The sequence below is a fragment of the Romboutsia sp. genome (assembly GCF_056995035.1).
Genome location: NZ_JBXKIW010000058.1, coordinates 1 through 5767, shown reverse-complemented (window position 1 = coordinate 5767; position 5767 = coordinate 1). Strand labels below are relative to the sequence as shown.

The 5767-nt window shown below is 27.3% G+C and carries 4 protein-coding genes; all 4 read left to right on the top strand.

The genetic code is table 11. The features are described 5' to 3' along the window. The first annotated feature begins 689 nt into the window (after window positions 1-689). Window positions 690-1931, top strand: coding sequence for a peptidase U32 family protein (locus tag AC11VW_RS09530; protein ID WP_484301178.1), 1242 nt, complete (start codon window positions 690-692; stop codon window positions 1929-1931). A 124-nt stretch (window positions 1932-2055) separates the two neighbouring features. After that, the gene (locus AC11VW_RS09525) at window positions 2056-2820 is read left to right on the top strand and encodes a YdcF family protein (RefSeq protein WP_484301177.1); all 765 of its coding nucleotides are present in this window, start codon (window positions 2056-2058) and stop codon (window positions 2818-2820) included. A 162-nt stretch (window positions 2821-2982) separates the two neighbouring features. Continuing rightward, complete coding sequence (locus AC11VW_RS09520; protein ID WP_484301176.1) at window positions 2983-4260, top strand: Gfo/Idh/MocA family protein; 1278 nt, start codon at window positions 2983-2985, stop codon at window positions 4258-4260. A 145-nt stretch (window positions 4261-4405) separates the two neighbouring features. Next, window positions 4406-5767 (top strand): HAD-IC family P-type ATPase (locus AC11VW_RS09515; protein WP_484301175.1); only part of this gene is annotated, 1362 nt, incomplete at its 3' end.

Sequence of the window (5767 nt, the reverse complement as noted above, 5' to 3'; positions counted from 1 at the left end):
ACGTATTTTATATTTTTAATTAAATGTTTGATTCTTTTGTGCATAAATCTAAGTCCTACTTTCTAGTTATGATTTTAAATTATATCATAATTAGAAAATATGACTTCTTAAGTTGACGGCTATGACGATAACGTGACAATTGAAATTTACTAGTTTAACTATAATTAATTGATTTAATTAGTGTAGATTATTTTTTAGAACATATATATTATATTACTTGTGCTTATGACTGGTGCTATAATTACAATTGTTACATATGACAAGTTGAAAGTGTATATTTTTATGTAAATGAGCAGTATACTTGTAATATACTATATTAAAGGAGGTTTTATTCGTGGAGCTATTAATCGACATAGGTATAATTGTTTCTGACTTTATATTAGGTATATTTTCAGGTGATGAATGGAAAAAAATGTTAAATGGATAAAAATAAATTAAAATCATCTATAAATATATGTAATATTATTATAGTATGAAGGGGTAGTGGTTAATCACTACCTTTTTTGTAATTCATATATAAAACTTTATAAAAATAATAATATAATGTATAATATATTAGTTATATGACATTTTATGTATATCCTATAAATAAGTTTTATAGGAAAGTATTTGGGTAAAATAATTTATATAATATAAATATTACTTAGTTTAAAAAACTGAATTATATATAGATAAACAAAGGAGACAATATGAAAAAAGTAGAATTATTAGCACCAGCAGGTGATTTAGAAAGATTAAAAATAGCTTTTACTTATGGCGCAGATGCAGTATATCTAGGTGGAGAAATATTTGGTATGAGATCTGCTGCTAAAAACTTCTCTATAGAAGAAATGGCTGAAGGTGTAGCTTTTGCTCACGAAAGAGATAAGCAAGTATTCGTAACGATAAATATAATACCTAGAAATGAAGAACTTGAGCAATTAAAAGCATACTTACTAGAATTAGATAGAATAGGTGTAGATGCTGTTATAGTAAGTGATCCAGGTGTATTTACTATAGTTAAAGAAACAATCCCTAATATGGAAATACATATAAGTACTCAAGCTAGTACAACAAATGCATCTGCTGCAAGCTTCTGGTATCATCAAGGAGCTAAAAGAGTTGTAATGGCTAGAGAATTATCATTTAAAGAAATAAAAGAAATAAAAGATAATTGCCCAGAAGATATGGACATAGAAGCTTTTGTTCATGGTGCTATGTGTATGTCATACTCTGGAAAGTGTGTAATAAGTAACTACACAACAGGAAGAGATGCTAATAGAGGTGCATGTGCTCAACCTTGTAGATGGAAATATACTTTAGTTGATGAAGTAAGTCCAGGAAACTTTGAAAAAGTAGTTGAAGGAATAGACTCATCATTTTTCTTTAATTCAAAAGACTTATGTATGATAGAATATATACCTCAAATAATAGAAAGTGGTATAACAAGCTTAAAAATAGAAGGAAGAATGAAAACATCTTATTATGTAGCTACAACAGTTAGAGCTTATAGAATGGCACTAGATGAATATTACAAAGACCCTGAAAACTGGACATTTAATCCTATGTGGTTAGATGAACTAAAAAAAGGAAGCCATAGAGATTACAATACAGGATTCTATTTAAATAGACCGGATTCTAATGCTCATAACTATAAATCTGCATCATATATTAGAAACTATGACTTTATAGGAATAGTAAGAGGTCATGACGAAGAAAATGATCTTGTTATAGTAGAGCAAAGAAATAAAATGAATGCAGGAGATAAAATAGAAGTTATAGGACCATTTAAAGAAACAATTCATGCTAATATATTAGAAATGTATAATGAAGTTGGAGAACCTATAGAATCAGCTCCTCATGCAAGACAAATAGTAAAAATGAAATTAGATATAAAAGTAGAAAAAGATTACATATTAAGAAAGCCAATAGTGACTATGAATGTAATATAATTTAGTTATAAGAAACAAATAGTTTTAAATAAAATAAAGTGTAAATAATTAATAATATTTACACTTTATTTTTATGAAAAACAACTAAAAAGAACTATGCTATAATATTATGGAGGTGATAGTTATGCTTAAAAAGCAATCATTACTAAAAAATATGACTCTTATGATTGGTATAGTTTTTATAGTTTACTATATTTACATAAAGCTAGTTTTTGGAGGCTTAGCTTTTATTGATTTTTTCTTATATTTAGGTATTATACTTATAGTGTACAATTCTATAAGAGAAAAACTTAAGAAAAATCAATTAATGTATACTATGTTAAAAGTATTTAGTATTATTTTTTTAATAATATTTATAATTACAGAAAGTCTAATGATAGGCTATCCTAAAAATAATATAAAAGATGATAGTGGCTATTTAATAATATTAGGAGCTGCTGTTAAAAAAGATTCTCCAAGTTTAACCTTAAAAGCAAGACTAGATGCTGCTATAGAATATCTAAATAAAACCACTGATGATTGTTACATAGTCGTATCAGGTGGAAGAGGAAATGATGAACATATATCAGAAGCTTTAGCTATGAAAAATTACTTAATGGATTGTGGTATAAGTGAAGAAAAAATTATAATGGAAGATAATTCAAGAAACACTTATGAAAACTTTAAATATTCAAAAGAAAAAATAGAAAAACACAGTAAAAAAGATATAAAAAGCTTAAATATAAAAACTGTAACAACAGATTTTCATACTTTAAGAAGTTCTATACTATCAAAAAGAAATGGATATAAAAACGTAACTTTTTATACTAGCAAATCAAAAGCTTCTTTTATACCAGTGTATTATACAAGAGAATTTTTTGCATTGAGTAAGGCAGTACTATTTTACTAAATAATTAATAACTATTATAAATATCAACTGAGATGATTTAGGTATTACTAATAAATCATCTCAGTTTTTATTTTAATATAAATTTTATTACAGTATAATAAGATTTACATTAAAATAAATATATATAATAGAATACATATATTTATATATAGGGGAGATAGTATGAAAAAAATAACAATAGCTGTAATAGGAGCAGGGTGCAGAGGAATGTATGCATATATACCTTATTTATTAGAAAATCCAGAACTAGGAGAAGTAGTCGCAGTCGCAGAGCCTATTAAAGAAAAAAGAGATTTATTCAAAGAAATGTATAACATAGGTGATGAAAATATATTTACAACTTGGGAAGATTTATTAGTAAATGATAAAATATCAGATGCTATAATAATAGCAAATAACGATGAATCACATTATGAACCCGCCAAACTAGCTTTAGAAAAGGGATATCATGTTCTTTTAGAAAAGCCAATGTCAAATGATTTAGATAAAGTAATAAAATTAGGTGAATTAGGTAAAAGATACAATAATCAAATATTTATGATATGTCATGTCTTAAGATATACTCCATTTTTTAGTGAATTAAAAAGAATAGTAGATAGCAAAGAATTAGGAGAGTTAGTAAGCATCCAACATAATGAAAATATAGGATATTGGCATTTTGCACATAGCTATACAAGGGGGAATTGGAGAAATAGTAATGAAACAAGTCCACTTATATTAGCCAAAAGTTGTCATGATTTAGATATATTACTATGGTTAGCTGATAGCAAGTGTAAATATATATCATCCTTTGGAAGCTTAAGACATATGAAATTAGAAAGCTTTAAACAAAATATGTCAGATAGATGCGTAGATTGTGAATTAAATAATACCTGTCCATACTCAGCTAATAAAATATATCTAGAAGATGATAAGATAGTTAGATCTTTAAATGCAGTTCATTCAAATCCAACTAAAGAAAATTTAAAAAAGTCTATACAGGACGGTCCTTATGGAAGATGTGTTTATAAATGTGATAACAATGTAGTTGATAATATGGTGAGTATTTTAGAATTTGAAAATAAAGTCTCAGCTACTTTTAATTTATCTGCTTTTACAGAAGAATGTACTAGAACAATAAAGCTCATGTTTACACATGGAGAAGTTGGTGGAAATCATATGAAAAATATAATAGATGTATATAAATTTGGAGATTATTCACATACAGTAATACATCCAAAAATAAATAGAAGTGGTCATGGCGGTGGAGATTACTCTCTTATGAAAGATTTTATATCTTTAATAACTTCTAACGATGGAAAGTTAAAAACTGGTGCTATACAGTCAGTAGAAAGTCATGTAATGGCTTTTGCATCAGAGTACTCAAGGTTAAATTATAAAGTAGTTAATATGGACGAATTTTATGAAAATGCTAAAAATGATATAGATAATCTAAAATAAGAAGATAATAAATCGTAAATTAAACAAGCTCACAGTTATGTGGGCTTATTTAATTTATAATTTATTTAGCGTTATTTAATGGAATATATAAAAATATAATATCATATAATCTTATAAAGTAAAAATAACCAAGGGGATGAAAACTATGAGATACTACAACAAATCTACTGCAGAAACTTTGAAATTTTTAAAAGTAAATTCAGAACTTGGATTAAGCAATCAAGAAGTAGAAGAAAGAAAAAAAAGGTATGGATTAAATGAATTCACAATAAAAGAAGGTCCCACATTTTGGGACGAGCTAAGTGAAAGCTTAATGGAACCTATGATATTAATTTTATTAGGTGCAGCTGTACTTAGTTCTTTTGTAGGAGAATTACATGATGCAATTGGAATAATCATTGCTATACTGCTTGGGATATCAATAGGTATAGTAACAGAAAGTAAATCAAAAAAGGCAGCACAAGCTTTATCTAAAATGACTGAAAATATAGAAGTAAAAGTTCTTAGAGAAGGAAAAATAATTCAAATATCTAAAAATAAACTAGTATCAGGGGACATAGTATATATAGAAACCGGAGATATGATTCCTGCAGATGGAAGGCTTGTAGAATCTAAAAACTTAAAACTTAGAGAAGACATGCTAACAGGAGAATCTGCTGATGTAGATAAAAATGCTAATGCTATTATAGATATGGAAGTAGTATATGGTAAAGCTGGTATCATAGAACAAGATGCAATACCAGCAAAACAAATAAACATGGTATTTGGAGGTACTCTTGTTGCTTATGGAAGGGGAATTATGGTAGTTACTTCCATAGGAGATAAAACAGAAATGGGTAAAATAGCTCAAAATTTGTCTCATGATGATACTCAAACACCTCTTCAAATGAAATTAGGTAAGTTAGGAGCTAAGATAGCTGCTATATCAGGACTTGTTGCAATGTTATTATGTGTTTATATGATATTTTCAATGCAATTAAAAGGTCAACTACAAATAGATACATCGGGATTTATACCATTTTTACAATCTTTAGAGCCAACTAAAGACATATATATGGTATGTATAGCCTTAATAGTAGCTACAGTGCCTGAAGGTCTTCCTACTATGATAAACATAACATTAGCCATAACTATGCAAAAGATGGCTAAGATAAATGCTTTAGTAACTAAAAAAGAAGCTTGTGAAACTATAGGATCAGTATCTGTAATATGTTCAGATAAAACTGGAACTTTAACAGAAAATAGAATGACAGTAGACGTAGCTTATGTAGATGGTCAATATATTGATAATAGTGAATATAGTAGCTATAGCTATTTTGAAGAAAACTGCATAATAAACTCAACATCAAATATAGAAAAAGAAGAATCTTCGTTTAAATATATAGGAAGTGCAACTGAATGTGCCCTACTTTTATATCACAGTAATAAAGATTACCAAAATATGAGAAGGAGTACTAAATTAGCTTCTCAAGTACCTTTTAGTTCCGAGAAAAAAAGAATGACTTCT

Bases quoted from the DNA above. Each gene is read 5' to 3' on its own strand.
- AC11VW_RS09530 (WP_484301178.1), top strand. From the start codon at position 690: ATGAAAAAAGTAGAATTATTAGCACCAGCAGGTGATTTAGAAAGATTA.
- AC11VW_RS09525 (WP_484301177.1), top strand. From the start codon at position 2,056: ATGCTTAAAAAGCAATCATTACTAAAAAATATGACTCTTATGATTGGT.
- AC11VW_RS09520 (WP_484301176.1), top strand. From the start codon at position 2,983: ATGAAAAAAATAACAATAGCTGTAATAGGAGCAGGGTGCAGAGGAATG.